Source organism: Novosphingobium colocasiae (assembly GCF_014652555.1).
GTDB lineage: Bacteria > Pseudomonadota > Alphaproteobacteria > Sphingomonadales > Sphingomonadaceae > Novosphingobium > Novosphingobium colocasiae.
Genome location: NZ_BMZA01000001.1, coordinates 116158 through 132848 on the forward strand (window position 1 = coordinate 116158; position 16691 = coordinate 132848).

Consider the following 16691-nt stretch of genomic DNA (forward strand, 5'->3'; position numbering starts at 1 on the left):
CAAAAATTCCGGGCCGCCGGCCGTTGCTTCGACGGCAAGCGCACTCTTGTCCGCACGCTGACTCCGGCGAGGCTGATCGGCGTGCGGCTTCGAGACAAAGACCCATCCTGACCAAACAGTCAAGATGGATGAATCAGGCCCCCTGCGCTTCGACCTGTTGGATATACGCTTCGACCTGATAGGGGTCGAAAAGCTCGCGCACTTCCAGCACCTTGCCGTCACGGTAATGGAACAGCAGGTGGTAGGTGTTCTCGTAGCGGGCAGTCCCGGGACCGGTGCCGGTCGATGCGCCCTTGATCGCCACCCAGTCGCCATCGGCGATCGCCTGCTCGACCCGGAATTCGAACGTGTCGAACGCGCCGAGAAACCCGTCCAGCAGCGCGCGCATGTCGGCCTTGTTGCGCCGGCCGGCAAAGGCGAAACGCTCCGGCAGGTACGGCATCGTCCAGGTGCCTTCATCGTCGAAGGCGGCGAACACCGGATCGAGATTGCGGTCGGAGAGGTGGCGGCACGCCTCGATCGCGCGATCCTTGTTAGTGGTCATGGCAGTCCTTTTCGCTTCAGAGGTTTTGCGGATCAGAACGCCGCGCCGAGGTCGCCGAACGCGCGGCTGACTTCGGTCGTGTCCCAATACTCGCGAAACAGGATGAGCTTGCCGTCGGCAAAGCGCATGATGGTGATGTAGCGCTGGTCGTATGTGCCGTTAGGGGCGGGGCACTGGCCTTCGTATTCCACCACCACTTCGCCCGGCGTGCCGGTGTCGCGCGCGCGGATGTTGGTGAAGTGCAGGCCGGCGAGCCCGGAGACCACCTTTTCAAGGTAGGTTCGCGCCGGGGCCTTGCCCGCCACCCGTTCGGGCATGCCGATCGAGCGCGCGAACGGGAATTCCAGCACGAGATCGTCGTGCGCGGCGTCCCACCAGGGAGCCATGTCGATCCCGAATGTGCCGACCAGCGCGGCCGCCTGTTCCGCGTATGTCGTCATGATCCGCTCACCCTGCCAGCAGGCCGCCGTCGATCGGCAGTTCGATGCCGTTGACGAAGCGGGCTTCGTCAGAGGCGAGGTAGACGCAGCCCCAGGCGATGTCCTCGGGTGCGCCGTTGAAGCCGTTGGGCTGCTGCGCGGAAAATGCCTCGCGGGTGGCGTCGGGATCGCCCGATCGATCGAAGATGCCCTGCAGCATCGGCGTCTCGATCACGCCGGGATGGATAGAGTTGGCGCGCACGCCCTGGCGGGCATGTTCGATCGCGGTCGATTTGGTGAAAGTGCGCACCGCGCCCTTGGACGCGCAGTAAGCGGCGAAGCCCGGCGCGCCGACGCAACCGTAAGCGGACGAGATATTCGTGATCGAACCGCCGCCACCGGCGATCATGGAAGGCAGGACATGCTTGGTCAGCAGCCACACGCCACGCGCGTTGATCGCCATGATGCGATCCCATTCCTCGACCGCAAGATCGATGTCGCTACCCTGCCCCGGAACCCCGGCACAGGCGACAGCGGCGCTGATCGGCGCATCGAACGCCGCCAGCGTGGCCGCGACAGTGGCGGAAACCTGCGCCTCGTTCGAGGCATCGCAACGCGAAAAGCGCACCGATTCCGGCTTTTCCTGAAGCAGGCGGGCCAGTTCGGTATCTAGCGGGTCCTGGATGTCGCAGGCCATCACCCGCGCCCCTTCGGCGACGAACAGGCGGGCGACCGCTGCGCCGATGCCCGATGCCCCACCGGTGATGACGGCAACTTTGTTGTGGAGACGGTTCATTTTACGGGATTTCCTCTTGAATGGCCGTCCTTGCATCCGGGCAGCCGGAAGGCGACCACGGTATCGGACAGCGGCGATTGGAGCATGTTGTGCCCGCCGGCGGTGACAGCGACGTACTGGCATCCGTCGCGCGGGCCGCGATAGGTCATCGGCAAGGTCTGGGCGCTGGCCGGCAGGCGAACCGACCACAATTCATCGCCGGTGCGCGTATCAAAGGCGCGGAAGGCCTTCTCGCGTGCCGCACCGATGAAAGTCAGGCCGCTGGCGGTAGTCAGCGCACCGCCGAAGTTGGGAGCACCCATTGCCAGCGGGAGGCCGAGCGCCATGCCGAATGGCCCGGCATCCCGCGCAGTGCCGAACGGGCGTTCCCACGCCAGCTTGCCGGTATCGAGGTTCATGGCCGCGATCCGGCCGAACGGAGGATTGTTGCAAGGCACGCCGAGCGGCGAGGCGAACGGGGTCAGGCGGACGCCGAAGGGGGTTCCTTCCTGCGGCAGGGGCACGCCGAAGCTGGTGACCGAATGGCTGTCCACCGCAGCACGCAGCTTTTCGGTCTCGGCGCGGGGCACCATTTGCACGATCGTGCCGTAGTAAAGGGCGTTAGTGACCAGCAGACGGCGCATCGGATCGATGGCAACGCCGCCGAAGTTCATGCCGCCGCCGATGCTGGGATAGATCAGCGCTTCGTCGAGGCCCGGCGGGGTCACCTTGCCGTCATAGCGCAACTGCTTGAGCCGCACCCGGCACCACAACTGATCGAACGGGGTAAGCCCCCACATCGCGGCTTCGGTCAGATCGGGCCCTGCCATCGAGTGGACAGCGGAATAGGGTTGCGTGGGGGCAAGCTTTTCAACCGCGCCGCGTTGTGGCGCAGGCTTCTCCGTGATCGGGATCAGCGGCTGCCCGGTCCGCCGATCGAGTACGAAGATTTCAGCCCGCTTGGTGGAAATGGCGATCGCCGGGAACTGCGCGCCGCCCTTGTTGAGCGTGAACAGCGTGGGCTGGGCGGGCACGTCATAGTCCCACAGATCGTGATGCGCCGTCTGGAACGACCAGCGCACAGCGCCGCTGGCAACATCGATCGCGACCACGGAAGACCCGTACTTCTCGCTCGCCGGTGAACGCAGCGCGCCATAGTGGTCCGGGGTCGGGTTGCCGGTGGCGACATAGACGAGGCCGAGCTTTTCGTCGGCGCTCATCACCGCCCAGGCGTTCGGCGTGGACCGCGAATAGGCTTGCCCGGCGGCCGGGCCATGGACGTTGGCGGGATTGCCGGCATCCCATGCCCAGGCCAGTTCGCCGGTCAGCAGATCGAAGCCGCGAATGACGCCTGAAGGTTCATCCGTGCTCTGGTTGTCCGCCACCCAGCCACCGATCACGATCTTGCCGTTGGCGATCGCGGGCGGGGCGCTGGAATAGTAGAAGCCGGGATTGACCACGCCCATGCCGGCATAGAGGTTGACCACGCCGTTCTTGCCGAAGCCGGGGCACGGCTTGCCGTCCGCCGCGTCCAGTTCCATCAGCCGGCCGTCGAAGGTGGCGGAGACGATACGCCCGGCGCAAACGCCGTCTGCGGCGGTGCGGACATAGGATACGCCGCGGCAGGTTCGCACGGCGGATGCGCCCTTGGGTGAAACTTTGGGGTCGACCTTCCAGATCGTCTTGCCGGTTTCAGGATCGAGCGCGAAGACCGAGTTGTCCTGCGCGCACAGGTACAGCTTGCCATCGACCATTAGCGGGGTGGCCGAGAGGTAGCCGCTGGCGGCGTCGGGCGCGATGCCGGTATGGAAGGTCCAGGCGCTTTCCAGCTTGCCGACATTGGCGGGCGTGATCTGGTCGAGGCGGGAGAACCGTGCGCCCGAGCGGGTGCCGCCCCACGCGGTCCATTCATCACCGGCGGCATCTTCGGGAACGGCTGCCAGCGCGCCGGCAGGCACGGTGTTGCGGACATCGTGGCTGTCGCGCAGGGCGAAGCAGCCGATCACCGCGATCACGCCGATCGCGCCGGCGAGGCCAGCCCCGAGCGCACCCTTGCCCAGCTTGCGCGAGACCGGCGGCAGCAGGAACAGCAGGCCCAGCAGGGCGGGCGCGAACAGCCGGGCGGTCAGTGCCCACGGCTCCGCACCGGCTTCGGCAAATCCCCAGGCGAGCGTGACGAGCAGGAACGCGGCGTAGAGATAACCGCCCAGCGCGCGCCCGCGCAGCGCCATCGCGCCGGCAACGAGCAGGAGGATGCCGGTGACGAGATAGTAGGGGGAACCCGACAGTGCGACGAGATACCCGCCGCCCGCCACGAAGGCGATGCCGCAAGCGATCACGACGATACCCAGGATAGCTGCCGCCCATCCGCCGGCCGGTTTGGTTGCCGCTTCGGTCATCCACGTTCCCCGTTGTGATTTTGCGGCAGGCTAAACGCGGCTTACCGATTGGTCAATATTGACAGGAGAATTCTGCTTGCGGGTGGCGCAACGGATGCGGGCAAGAAAAAACCCGGAGAGCCGAGGCTCTCCGGGTCCGGAAAATCCGCAAGGAAGGGTAGGGTATTAGAAGTTGAAGCCGAGGCTGACGCCGTATTCAGCCGGACGACCGGTGTAGCGCACGAAGGTGTCGTATGCCTGGGTCGCGTTGCTCCAGTAGTACTTGTTGAAGATGTTCTTGCCCCAGACGCTGGCGGTCCAGGTGCCGTCGGCCGACTTCACCCCGATGTTGCCGTTGACCAGCGTGTAGGCCTTGATCTTGTAGAGATCCGAGTCGGCACCGAAGGTGGTCGAACCGGGGACGACGAGCGCCGAGACCGACTTGCTCTGGCCATTCGCGCCGACGCCCAGGAAGGCATCGACATACGAGGAGACCGGGAACTGGTAGTCGGCGCGGATCGAGTACTGCCATTCGGGCGAGAAGGGCAGATCGACACCGGCGAACGAGGCGTTGACGGGGACGCGAACGCCCGAGACCAGCACCGAATCCACCGCGCCGACGTACCGCTTGACCTTGGCGTCAAGATAGGTTGCCGAAGCCGAGATCGTCAGCCCTTCGACCGGGCGACCGCTGACTTCGATTTCCGCACCCTTGATCCGCGACTTGGGCACGTTGAGCAGCTTGTCGAGCGCACCGAAGATCGGATCGACGAACTTCGCACGGGTTTGCTTGTTCTTGTAGTCGTAGTAGAACGCGGCACCGTTGATCGAGATCGCGTTACCCATGAGCTGGGCCTTGAAGCCTGCTTCATAAGCGAGGATCGATTCCTGCTTCACCGGAGCGTAAGCATCGAAGATCGCGCCCGAAAGATGCGGAAAGCTGCCCGCCTTATAGCCCTTCGAGACGTTGCTGTAGAGCAGCAGGCCGTCAACCGGCTTGAAGTCCGCGCCCAGCATCCAGGAAGTGCTGTTTTCCTTGATCTTGGTGCGCACGATGTCGGCGGTCAGGAAGGTGTCGGGATTGACCGGATCGTTCGACGCGGGATCGCCCAGCACCAGCCCGCGGGTGTCGAGGATGATGGAACCGCCGGGGGCAATGGTCGGGATGTTGTAGCCGGCACCACCGTAGAGTTCCTGAAGCGAATCGTACACGGCATTGAAGAAGTTCGTCAGCGACACGCCCGGAGTGCCGCCAAAGGTCGTATCGGTGGGGAGGATCGGACCCGAAGCAAGATCGCCGTTGAACGCCGTCGCAAAGCGCTTCGCCTGAGTCCGCCGGATACCTGCCTTGAACGTCAGGTTGTCCATCACATCAAATTCGATGTTACCGAACGCGGCGTAGTTCTTCATACGCTGGTTGGTCTGATAGTTGCTGGTGACGATGCCATTGACATACGTTGAGCTGGTGTCAGCATACGACAGATACGTCGTCTCGTCGACTTTAGTGTTCTCGTAGTTGGCACCCAACACCCAGCGCAACGCGCTCTTCGGGTCGTTGGCGATGCGCAGTTCCTGAGTGAAGCTCTTGATCTTGCCCTGGTCGTTGCGCAGATCGAGATCGACCAGCGCGGTACCGCCGCCTTCCGTGGTGTTCCGGAACTTCATGTCACTGTAGCCGGTCAGCGACGTCAGCGTGATCGAACCGAAGGTATAGTCGAAGCGGCCGAGCGCCTGCTTGAAACGGTTGTCCTGGCTCGGGCTGTACTGCCCGGCGGTCCAGTCCGCCGAACGGGCGTTCATTGGCGAATTCGGATACGTGGCCTGCGGATAGGGCACCGGGCCGCTGCCTGCGGGAGCGCCGGCCGGGGTGCCCGATACGTCGTTCTGCGGCACATAGGCGATCTTCTGCGGAGCCTGCGGCTCGCTCTGGTCGCGCCAGCCGTTGAGGTTGATGCTCGCCTTGAAATCGCTGCTGGGTTCGAATTCGAGGATGAAGCGGCCGGCCATCACGTCGGTCTTGCCGTTGCGATCGTCGCGCGTGTAGCTCTTCTGCCAGGGATCGGCATAGGCCTTCTTGACCGCGAGACGGGCGCGCAGCGTGTCGCTGAGCGGGCCGCTGACGAAGGCATTGAAATCAACCGCGTTGAAGCGACCGTAGCTGAGGTTGGCACCGCCTGACATGTCCTTGGTCGGAGCGTTGGCCACGAAGTTGATCGCGCCGCCGGTGGCGTTGTTGCCGAACAGGGTGCCCTGCGGACCCTTCAGCACTTCGACGCGCTGGAGGTCGAAGCCGGTCTGCGACGACATGACGGGCAGCGCCAGCGGGAACTGGTCGAGATAGACGGCGACGTCGGGATACGAGGCCAGCGAGCTGTCATAGAAGCCGACGCCGCGGATGGTGTAGACCGGCGTGGCGTTCGGGGTGGGCGCGAAGGTCAGGCCCGGGGTGATCTTGGCCAGATCGGCGACAGACGAAATCTGCTGCAGTTTGAGCGCTTCACCCGAGACGGCCGAAACCGACGAGCCGACTTCGCTCAGGTTCTGTTCGCGCTTGTTGGCGGTCACGACGATCTCGTTGCCGGCGTCAGCAGCGCCCTCGGCGGTCTGCGCGGCTGCGCTGGTTGCGGCAGCGCCCAGCGCCATGGCCGAGCAACCGGCGAACAGAATGGTTCTGTGAATCAACTTCATGAATGCCTCCTCCCAAAACGGTTGGCCAGGACTAGCCAGCCGTGCTGACTATTCCTACCTGGCTACCGTATCTTGACCATTTGGTATTTAACCGGGGCGGTGCGGCGGTCAAGCGCAATTGCGCGCGTCACGCATCACGCCCGGGGAGTGTGGCATTCGTGCAGCACTCTCAACGAAGGTGTGAAATAAGTGTATGATTTATGGTGAATTTATGAACTTCGGCTTTGTAGCGGGCCATGGCATGCGGCGCATCAATAGGCCGTTCTGTGGAATTGAGATGTGGCCGACTTCGACGTGAATGGTCAATTCTTGTCACCGTGAAGGGCGGCTTTGCCTTACGTCGGCGATCCGGACGCATCGCCACCAGCGGCTGGCCGGTCGATATGCACTGACCTATTGCTCAACATCCAACCTTGTGTGGTGCGTCGAAATGCGGTCGGCGTCGCTTCGGTCGCGCGATGTTCAAAGGGAGGCGGGTACCCGTGTCACCCTACACCGGCAAGGCCGTGCGATAGACCACCGGGCGCAGCGCGAAGCTGGTCGTCACTTCCGCCACTGCCGGGATGCGGGTCAGCTTGAAGCGCAGGAAATCCTCGAATGCGGCAAGCGAGGGGACCAGCACGCGCAACTGGTAATCCGCCTCTCCCGACATCAGATAGCACTCCATGACCTCGGGAAAGCCCGCCACTGCTTCCTCGAACGCGGCCAGGTGGCGATCGTCCTGCCGGTCCAGCCGGATTCGCACGAACGCGGTGACGGACAGGCCCACCGCCACCGGATCGACCAGCGCGACATAGCCGGTGATGACCTCTTCGCTTTCCAATTGGCGCAACCGGCGCAGGCATGGAGAGGGGGACAGGCCGACCAGTTCGGACAGGCGCTGGTTCGTGATGCGGCCGTCCTGCTGCAGTTCCTGCAACATCTTGCGGTCTAACACATCAAGTGCAGAAATTGGCAAGATCGGTCTCCAGAATCTGGAATAAAGGCAGTATCTGCCAAATCTATGCGGTGAGTTGGCGGAAAACGCAAGGACACGGTGGCCCTCGCGCGGCTAAAGAGGCCAGACTGAGCATAAGGACAAGATGATGGTCACGACGATCGCACAGGACCGCCAGGAGACGGTTGCCACAATCGAAGCGCTGGAGAAGCGGCTGCTGTGGCTTTCAGCCTGGACCATCCACAACGCCAACAACATCCGCAAGAAGCGCGATGGCCTCAAAGTCGGTGGTCACCAGGCGAGCTGTGCGTCGATGACGGCGATCATGGCCGCGCTCTATTTCCACGCGCTGCGCCCTCAGGACAAGGTGGCGGTGAAGCCGCATGGTGGCCCGCTGCTGCACGCGATCCATTACCTGCTCGGCAACCAGACGCTGGACAAGTTGCAGCGCTTCCGGGGCCTGGGCGGGGTGCAGAGCTATCCCAGCCGCACCAAGGACACCATCCCGGTCGATTTCTCGACCGGCTCGGTCGGCCTTGGCGTGGCCGTCACCGCGTTCACCAGCCTGGTTCAGGACTATCTCATCGCTCACGGCCAGGTGCGCGAGGAAGATGCCGGCCGCATGATCGCGCTGATGGGCGATGCCGAGCTGGACGAGGGCAATATCTATGAGTGCCTGATCGAAGGCTACAAGCACGATCTGCGCAACTGCTGGTGGATCGTCGATTACAACCGCCAGTCGCTCGACGCGACCACGGCTGACCGGATGTTCCGCCGCTTCGACGATATCTTCGAGACCTGCGGCTGGCGTGTCGTCACGCTGAAGTACGGCAAGCTGCAGCGCGCCGCGTTCGCGCGGCCGGGCGGCAAGGCGATCGAGGACTGGATCGAAAATTGCCCCAACGCCGAATTCGCGGCGCTGACCTACCAGGGTGGTCCGGCCTGGCGCGAGCGGCTGCTGGCCGATCTGGGCAAGAACGCGGCGGCGAAGAAGCTGATCGGCAGTTTCGACGACGAGCAGCTTGCCGAACTGATGACCAATCTGGGCGGTCACTGCGTCGAAACGCTGATGGACGCCTTCGACGCATGCGACGATGATCGGCCCACGCTGTTCATCGCCTATACCGTCAAGGGTCACGGGCTGCCGCTGGCGGGCCACAAGGACAACCATTCGGGGATGATGAACAACCCTCAGATGGAACAGTTCCGGGCATCGATGGGCATTGCCGAAGGGCAGGAATGGGAGCCGTATGGCGGCCTTGGCGATAACGTCGCCGCGCGCCTTGATGCGTTCGTCCATCAAAGCGCGCTGGCGCTCAAGGCGGCCGAGCCGGTGGCACCGGCGGTGCCGGTCCCGGCGCGATTCCCGGTGCCTGAAGGTGCCGAGCAATCGACGCAGGCCGCGTTCGGGCGGGTTTTGCTGGATATCGCCAAGTCAGGCGAGGAACTGGCGGATCGAATCGTCACCACCGCGCCCGACGTGACCCAGACCACCAACCTCGGCGCGTTCGTCAACCAGCGCGGGCTGTTCCGCCGGCAGGAACTGGCGGACGTGTTTCACAAGGCCAAGATCCCTTCGGCGCAGAAGTGGGCGGCGCATGCGGCCGGCCAGCACATCGAGCTGGGCATCGCCGAGAACAACTTCTTCATCGCCCTGACCTCGCTCGGCCTGGCCGCGCCGCATTTCGGCACCCGGCTGCTGCCGGTCGGCACGGTCTACGATCCGTTCGTGTCGCGCGGGCTCGATGCGCTGAACTACGGTTGCTATCAGGATGCGCGCTTCCTGCTGGTCGGCACCCCGGCGGGTCTGACGCTGGCGGCCGAAGGCGGGGCGCACCAGTCGATCAACACGCCGCTGATCGGGATGGGGCAGCCCAACCTTGCCTATTACGAACCTGCGTATGCCGATGAAGTGGCGCTGTTCATGCGCTGGGCCTTCGATCACATGCAGCAGCCCGATGGCAGCTCGGTTTACCTGCGGTTGTCCACCCGCTCGATCCCGCAGATCGCGCGGGCAGACGATGGTTGGGAAGCCGATGCGCTGAAGGGCGGCTACTGGCTGCGCGCGCCAGGGCCGGATGCTACGGCAGCGATCGCCTTCACCGGCGTGGTCGCCCCCGAAGCGCTGGCGGCGTGGGAGCAACTGGCCGACGATATTCCGGGCCTCGGCCTGCTGGCGGTGACTTCGCCCGACGTGCTGCATCGCGGCTGGTCGGCGCGGCGCGCGGCGCGCTGGGAAGGCAAGGCCAGCGAGCCCAGCCATGTCGAAACGCTGCTTTCAGCTCTGGCACCGGGGGCCGGTCTCGTCACCGTGCTCGATGGTTCGCCGGGGGCGCTGTCGTGGCTGGGCGGTGTCAAGGGGATGCGCGTCAGCCCGCTGGGCACCGACCGCTTCGGCCAGACCGGCGATCTGCCCGATCTGTACCGCACGTACCGGCTGGATACCGACGCGATCGTCGATGCTGCCGCCGAACTGTTTCTTGAGGACTGAGCCATGACCACCGAAATCAGGATGCCCGCGCTGTCACCGACGATGGAGAAGGGCACGCTCGCCAAGTGGCTGGTCGCGCCGGGGGATAGCGTGAAGGCCGGGGACATGCTGGCCGAGATCGAGACCGACAAGGCGACGATGGAAATGGAAGCCGATGCCGATGGCCGCATCGCCGCGATCCTGATCCCCGAAGGCAGCCCCGATGTCAGCGTCGGCACCGTAATCGCGACGCTGGCTGAGGGTGATGAAGCGATCGCTCCGGCGGCGGCCGCCACGCCTGAAGCGGCGATCCCGGAGCGCGAGCTGGAAGACGCCGTGGCAGGGCCGATCACGGCCGCTCCGATCGCGCCTGCGCCCGCGCCCGCGCCGGTGCCGGCCCCTGACGCTCCCGCAATCATAGCTCCGGCGCAGGATCAGGGCGCGAACGCGACGCCGCTGGCCCGGCGCATCGCTGCGTTCAAGGGGATCGATCTGGCGGGTATTGCCGGCACCGGTCCGCGCGGCAAGATCGTCAAGGCGGACCTCGGTCTTGAGCCCGCCGTTGCCGCGCCCGCAGCAACGGTTCCGGCGGCTTACGCTCTTGCAACGGCCGCAATCCTGCCGCCGCCTGCCGGGGTTCCGGTGCGGTCCGAAAAGCTGTCGACCATGCGCAAGACCATCGCGCGGCGGCTGACCGAGAGCAAGCAGACCGTCCCCCACTTCTATCTGACCGCGCGCTGCCAGCTCGATGCGCTGCTGGCGCTGCGGGCCGAAATCAATGGCGCGCTCGGCGCGACCGGGGTCAAGGTTTCGGTCAACGACATGCTGATCAAGGCGATGGCGCGTGCGCTGGAAGAAGTGCCCGATGCCAACGTCCAGTTCGGCGGTGATGAACTGCACCGGTTCGACCGCGTCGATATCGCGATGGCGGTGGCGATCGATGGCGGGCTGGTCACTCCGGTGATCCGCGACGCCGGTGGCCGCTCGCTCGCCGCCATTGCCAGGGACAGCAAGGCGCTGTCAGCCAAGGCGCGCGACGGCAAGTTGACGCCGGAAGACTACACTGGCGGCACCGCCACCATCTCCAACCTGGGGATGTTCGGCATCGACGAGATGTTCCCGGTAATCAATCTGCCGCAGGCGATGATCCTGGGCATCGGTGCCGGCATCGAACAGCCGTGGAAGGTCGATGATGCCATCGGTCTGGCGACGATCATGGCCGCAACCGCCAGCTTCGATCACCGCGCGATAGATGGTGCGGTGGCGGCCCAGTTCATGGCGGCGTTGCGTGAATTCGTCGAAACGCCGCTGCTGAGCCTGTCGTAAACCCTCGTTGGCGCGGCGCTGCGATCAGCGGCGCGCCAGCCAGTCGTTGACCCACTGGTCGGTCACGGCGGCTTCCAACTCATCCGAAGGGGCCCAGAAGCGGCGGATCGCCGATCCCGAGACCATGGCCGCCGCCGAGCGCACCATGATCCGCGACTGCTCTTCGGTCCACCCGGCTACAACCAGCCGTTGCTGCCAGCCTTCGTAGAACGGCGTGCGCAAGCCGCTGACGCGGCGGCGCACGTCGGGGTAGAATTCCTGGTCGCGCGAGGCTTCGAGGGTGATGCCGATCGCTACCCAGAACCGGTCGCTGAAGAAGAACCCGTGCAGATCATCGATCAGCGCGCGCAGGACCGTTTCGGGCGAAGCGTCAGGCGCTAGAGCGGACGCATCGCTATCGTGGCGGGCCAGTTCCAGGGCCTGTTCCACGGCGGCAAGGACCAGCATGTTCTTGTCGGGGAAGTGGTGCATCAGCGCACCTTGCGAAACCCCGGCCGCATTGGCGACGTTGCGCATGCGCAGCGCATTGAAGCCGCCTTGGGAGATGGTTTCGAACGCCGCCGCCGCAAGGCGGGCGCGCATGGCTTCGCTGCGCTCTGCCTGGGTGCGACGTTGGGGCTTGGCGGACGATGACAATGCGGCTTCCCGATAGCTTGGCGTGATTCGATTAGCCAAGCTATCGGGTCGATTGTCAATCTTGGCCATGGGCCGTGGTTGCCGCCATCCCCGACGAAGGCCCGATCACGCGCCGTGCAGGAACGGCGTGACCAGCGCGATGAACCGGTCGCGCTTTTCGATCTGGGTCCAGTGGCCGCAGTTGCCGAAGATGTGCAGTTCGCAGTTGGGGATCAATTGGCTGAAGCGCAGCGAAACCTCGAACGGCACGATCACATCCTCGCGCCCGTGGATCGCTATGATCTCGTGCGGCAACGCCTTCAGGTCGGCCTCGCTGCTGGCGAGCGCATCGAGCCAGCGCTGGCGTGGTTCGGGGAACAGGCTGGAATAGGCTTCGTGTGCGCCGGGGCGCACGCTGGCCTCGAAGCGCGAGCGGACGATCTCTTCCTTCACCAGAGAACTGTCGAAGGCGAACGTGTTCATCAGATCGCGCATCGCATCGACCGAGGGTTCGTAGCCCCAGACCTTCTTGAGCCCTTCGGTGACATCGAACGGCACGCCGGCCGCGCCCATCAGCACCGCGCGGCGGACCCGTTCGGGATGGCGCGCAGCCAGTGCCAGCGTCAGCGCGCCGCCATAGCTGTTGCCGATGAAGTGCGCGCTTTCGATCCCCAGCGCGTCCATGAAGCCGGTGAGGTGAGCGATCCAGCGGTCCATGTCGAAGCCCTGGATATCGGCAGGAAAGTCGGTGTAGCCGAAGCCCAGCGTATCGGGCGCATAGCAGCGGAAGCTTTTCGCCAGATCGGGGATCACGCCGCGCCAGTTGGCATAGGCGGTGACGCCGGGGCCGGAGCCGTGGATCAGAATCAGCGGTTCGCCTTCGCCGGCGACGATGTAGTTGGTGCCGATGCCGTTGACATCGATACGTTCGCCGATTTCGGGATTGGCGGTGTCGGTTGCGGTAGTAGTCATGTCAGGGGTTCTCCCGGTGGGGGTATGTTCTGGGATGAAAGGCGCTCGCCGCTTACAGCATCGTGGTGCCGCCGTTGACGCTGACGACTTGGCCGGTCACGAACGCCGCTTCGGGCAAGGCCAGATAGGCGACCATCGAGGCGACTTCATCGACCGTGCCGGCGCGGCCCATCGGGATCACCTCCACGACTTTGCGGATCAGCTCGGGATTGACCGCCTCGATCTCGTCGTACTGTTCGGTGCGCACGGCGCAGGGAGCAACGGTGTTGACGGTGATACCATCGCGGGCGAATTCGCGCGCAAGGCCGGTGGTCAGCCCGTGGACGCCGCCCTTGGCCGCATTGTAGGCGGCATGATCGACCAGGCCATTGCGCACCGAATCCGCGCCGATGTTGATGATCCGGCCATGCCCCGCCGCTTTCATGTGCGGCAGCGCCAGCCAGCACAGCCACAATGCCGACCACAAGTTGCGATCGATCGTCGCGCGCAGGGTGTCGGGAGTGTGGCTGAGGAACGGCCTGATGACACCGCCCCCGGCGTTGTTGACCAGGATATCGATCCGGCCGAACTTCTCCAGCGCCGCGGTAACCAGTGCGCGGGCAACGCTTTCGTCCGCCAGGTCCCCGCCGCAGCCGATCCCGTCCAGGTCGTGGGCCAGGCGATTGGCCACGTCCGGATCGAGATCGGCCACGACGAGCTTGGCACCGTCGCGGTGCAACCGCTCGGCTATGGCCTTGCCGATGCCGCGGCCGGCACCGGTGACGATCGCGACCTGTCCGGCCAGCGGACCGGCTGCCGCCGCCGCCTCAGGCATTGCCCACCGGCACCTGCCGGGTAATGACCGCGCTGCCCTTGCCGAAGCGCGGGTCGGGTCGACCGCCCCAGGTGTCCATGACTTCGGCCTTGTGTTCGAGTTCGCGAGGTGGCCGCGCGCCTTCTTCCTCGAACAGCTCCATGCCGAAGCTGAATTCGGCGGTGTTGCCGTCGGGATCGAGGAAATAGAGGAAGATGCTGGTCGAAGGCAGGTGGCGGCCGGGGCCGAACACGATCGGCACTTCGGCATTCTTCATCCGGTTCATCGCCCCGCCGACATCGTCGATATCCGTGACCATGAAGTTGATGTGATGGAGCGTGTTGGTCCGGGTCGGGCTTTGCAGTAGCGCCAGGCTGTGGTGCAACGGGTTCGGCCAGCAACGCAGCCATTCGGCCAGACCTTCGACCCGGTCGGAAACCGCAAAGCCGAACTTCTCGACCCAGAAATCGTGCGCGGCACCCAGATCCTCGACATTGAGGACGACATGGCCCATCCGCACGATCTTCGTCAGCATCCCGTCAAGCGGGGCCGTCTCGATCTGCTGGCTGGCATAGAAATCGAGTTCCATGCCGGTCACCGGATCGGTGAACAGCAGCGAACGGGCAACCTTCATCGCCGCACAGCCTTCAGCGTCGCGCCAGACCGGGTCGAGCCCGAGGTCTTCCGCGATGGCGTAGGCGCTGTCGAGTTCCTGGTCGGACGCCAGTTCGAAGCCGATCATCGAGATGCCCGGCGCATCGCCGGAATCGAGGACGATGTCATAGGGCTTGTCGCTGCAGCGCAGCCACGCAGTCTTCTCGTCGCGGCCGGCCAGCGTCATGCCGACGAGGCCGCGATAGAAAGCGATGCTGGCTTCGAGATCGGGACAGCTCAGGCGGCAATAGCCAAGCCTGGCGAAACGGAGCGGATGTGCCATGTCTTTTCTTCTCCCCTGCCGGTTTACAGGATGATGCTGATGCGGCCGTGCGGACGCAATGCTTCCATGTCGAGGACGGCCTTCTTGCCCGCGATCATCATCTTGCCGTCGCGTTCGACGATCTCGTGGATGTAATGACCGATGAAGGCGTCGCTGGTGATGTCTTTGCTGCGGTAGACCACGAAGGACGAGCGCGCGCGGATGACGTCGCCATCGCGCTCCACGCGGACGTTCGATACGAGGTGGCGGACCTTGGAACGCGGATGTTCGGAGTGCGCGCCGATCTTCATCAGGCGGTTGACCCGCTCACGCAGGCGCATGCTGTCATCAACGATATAGAACAGTGACTTGTCGGGATCGGCGGTATCGCCGTCCACGTCGCTGGGGGGGACGTGATACCAGGCATCCTCGGTGAACAGCGCCAGCCATTCCTTCAGCATCCAGCGATCAAGCAGATCGGCTTCGAGGAACAGCAGATCCTCGACCTTCAGCCGCAGCGTCAGAATATCGTCCATGTCAGGCCTCCACCGCCGAGATCCGGCGATCCCATTCGCGCCAGAACGCGCGCATCTGTTCTTCATCGTCGAAGGAGGGGGTGTCCGAGCGGTTCATGCCCTTGGAGATGTCGTTGTAGACGGCTTCGCCGCCCACCGCGTATCCCTGCTGGCACTTTTCGATCGCTTCGACGTCATCGGGGGTGGCGAAGCCGCCGGGGCCGAGGAATTCGGTGAAGTTGTACAGGCGATACTTGCGCAGCCATTCGCTCTCCTCGACCGGGGCCAAAGCCCAGGCGTTGATCTCCATGTAATCGGGAGCGGTCGGGAAGAAGGTGCGCACGGTCACCGCCATGATGTCGTTCACCACCAGGTTGGGGAAGATCACCATGTTGCGGCTCTTGCGCGCCAGTCGGTCGGCCCGTTCGGCACCCAGACGGGTGACGAGTTCGGCATAGACCTTGTCGATCTCCACCTTGCCTTCTTCGCCCCAGGCCGGAATCCAGTTGGCGATCGGCCGGCCCCACGGGGCGGTATATTCGACCACGGCATGGCCGTTGCCCAGCGTATGTTCGACGCCGACCAGCGGATCGACACCCAGCGCGCCCTTGGTGCTCTTGAGGTATTCCAGATAGGTCGAGTGGTTGCAGGCGGCGTGATAGCCGTCGAAGCTGTTTTCGGAGAGCAGCTTCCAGTTGCCGCGGATCGAATATTCCTGCGTTCCGCCCACCACCTGCATGCCGCTGGGCGAATGCTCGGCGACCAGCTTGAGGTAATCGCCGGCACCGGCAAGATACGTCGCCAGATCTTCGCCATCGCGCGAGAAATTGATGAAGAAGAAGTCGCCGAAGCGCTCCATCCGGGGCACGTGGACCATCTGCTTTTGCGGATCGGTCTTGAACCCCTCGGGATAGCCGGAACTGCCCGGCAGGGTCATCAGGTGGCCGTCGGAACCGAAGGTCCAGCCGTGGTACATGCACATGAACGCGCGGCTCTTGCCCTTGCGTTCGCGGCAGACCAGCGCGCCGCGATGCGGGCAGGCGTTGAGCAAGGCGCGGAATTCGCCCTCCTTGTCGCGCGTGAACAGCACCGGGCGGCGGGCGACCGTGCGGGTGACGAACGAGCCGGGTTCGGGCAGTTCCGAGGCATGGCCCAGGTAAAGCCAGCAGCGGTCGAAGATCGCGGCATATTCGCGCTCGAATACGGCACGGTCCGTAAAATTGCGGCGCGGCACCAGAAAGCGGTTTGCAACCGGATCATCGATGATCCCGGACACTGTCCTCTCCATATCGTGTTGACTCCCAAAACAGCCCGATTAAAATCCGATAAAGAAACCGAGCGCT

14 protein-coding genes are annotated in these 16691 nt (G+C 64.4%); 2 read left to right on the forward strand and 12 right to left on the reverse strand.

Annotation, left to right across the window (positions count from 1 at the left end):
• Positions 1–133: 133 nt before the first annotated feature.
• The 6 genes from IE122_RS00590 to IE122_RS00615 form a co-directional block, all read right to left on the reverse strand.
• Complete coding sequence (locus IE122_RS00590; protein WP_189619155.1) at positions 134–544, reverse strand: nuclear transport factor 2 family protein; 411 nt, start codon at positions 542–544, stop codon at positions 134–136.
• Between the two features lie 32 nt (positions 545–576).
• The gene (locus IE122_RS00595) at positions 577–984 is read right to left on the reverse strand and encodes a nuclear transport factor 2 family protein (RefSeq protein ID WP_189619156.1); all 408 of its coding nucleotides are present in this window, start codon (positions 982–984) and stop codon (positions 577–579) included.
• Between the two features lie 7 nt (positions 985–991).
• Positions 992–1759: an SDR family NAD(P)-dependent oxidoreductase gene (locus IE122_RS00600; RefSeq protein ID WP_189619157.1), complete on the reverse strand. Its 768-nt coding sequence runs from the start codon at positions 1757–1759 to the stop codon at positions 992–994.
• Complete coding sequence (locus IE122_RS00605; RefSeq protein ID WP_189619158.1) at positions 1756–4137, reverse strand: membrane-bound PQQ-dependent dehydrogenase, glucose/quinate/shikimate family; 2382 nt, start codon at positions 4135–4137, stop codon at positions 1756–1758. Before IE122_RS00605 ends, IE122_RS00600 begins: the two co-directional genes overlap by 4 nt.
• A gap of 165 nt (positions 4138–4302) precedes the next feature.
• Positions 4303–6804: a TonB-dependent receptor gene (locus tag IE122_RS00610; protein WP_189619159.1), complete on the reverse strand. Its 2502-nt coding sequence runs from the start codon at positions 6802–6804 to the stop codon at positions 4303–4305.
• A 490-nt stretch (positions 6805–7294) separates the two neighbouring features.
• Entirely contained in the window at positions 7295–7741 is a 447-nt protein-coding gene (locus IE122_RS00615; protein WP_308430381.1) for an Lrp/AsnC family transcriptional regulator, read from the reverse strand.
• 148 nt (positions 7742–7889) lie between these two features.
• Here IE122_RS00615 and IE122_RS00620 point away from each other — a divergent pair, with 148 nt between their 5' ends.
• Both IE122_RS00620 and IE122_RS00625 read left to right on the forward strand, forming a co-directional pair.
• Positions 7890–10232, forward strand: coding sequence for a thiamine pyrophosphate-binding protein (locus IE122_RS00620; protein ID WP_189619706.1), 2343 nt, complete (start codon positions 7890–7892; stop codon positions 10230–10232).
• A 3-nt stretch (positions 10233–10235) separates the two neighbouring features.
• Positions 10236–11537, forward strand: coding sequence for a dihydrolipoamide acetyltransferase family protein (locus IE122_RS00625; protein WP_189619161.1), 1302 nt, complete (start codon positions 10236–10238; stop codon positions 11535–11537).
• A 24-nt stretch (positions 11538–11561) separates the two neighbouring features.
• On the opposite strand, the gene IE122_RS00630 is transcribed toward IE122_RS00625, so the two are convergent.
• The 6 genes from IE122_RS00630 to IE122_RS00655 form a co-directional block, all read right to left on the reverse strand.
• Positions 11562–12212, reverse strand: a complete 651-nt coding sequence (locus IE122_RS00630; RefSeq protein ID WP_189619162.1) for a TetR/AcrR family transcriptional regulator — start codon at positions 12210–12212, stop codon at positions 11562–11564.
• A gap of 66 nt (positions 12213–12278) precedes the next feature.
• On the reverse strand, positions 12279–13124 hold the full coding sequence (locus IE122_RS00635) for an alpha/beta fold hydrolase (protein WP_189619163.1): 846 nt from the start codon (positions 13122–13124) through the stop codon (positions 12279–12281).
• Between the two features lie 52 nt (positions 13125–13176).
• A complete protein-coding gene (locus tag IE122_RS00640) occupies positions 13177–13938 on the reverse strand; it encodes an SDR family NAD(P)-dependent oxidoreductase (protein ID WP_189619164.1) in 762 nt (253 codons plus the stop codon).
• Entirely contained in the window at positions 13931–14854 is a 924-nt protein-coding gene (locus IE122_RS00645; RefSeq protein ID WP_189619165.1) for a VOC family protein, read from the reverse strand. Before IE122_RS00645 ends, IE122_RS00640 begins: the two co-directional genes overlap by 8 nt.
• A 23-nt stretch (positions 14855–14877) precedes the next feature.
• Complete coding sequence (locus IE122_RS00650) at positions 14878–15369, reverse strand: aromatic-ring-hydroxylating dioxygenase subunit beta (RefSeq protein WP_189619166.1); 492 nt, start codon at positions 15367–15369, stop codon at positions 14878–14880.
• Position 15370: 1 nt separating this feature from the next.
• Positions 15371–16624, reverse strand: coding sequence for an aromatic ring-hydroxylating oxygenase subunit alpha (locus IE122_RS00655; RefSeq protein ID WP_229813602.1), 1254 nt, complete (start codon positions 16622–16624; stop codon positions 15371–15373).
• Between the last annotated feature and the right edge of the window lie 67 nt (positions 16625–16691).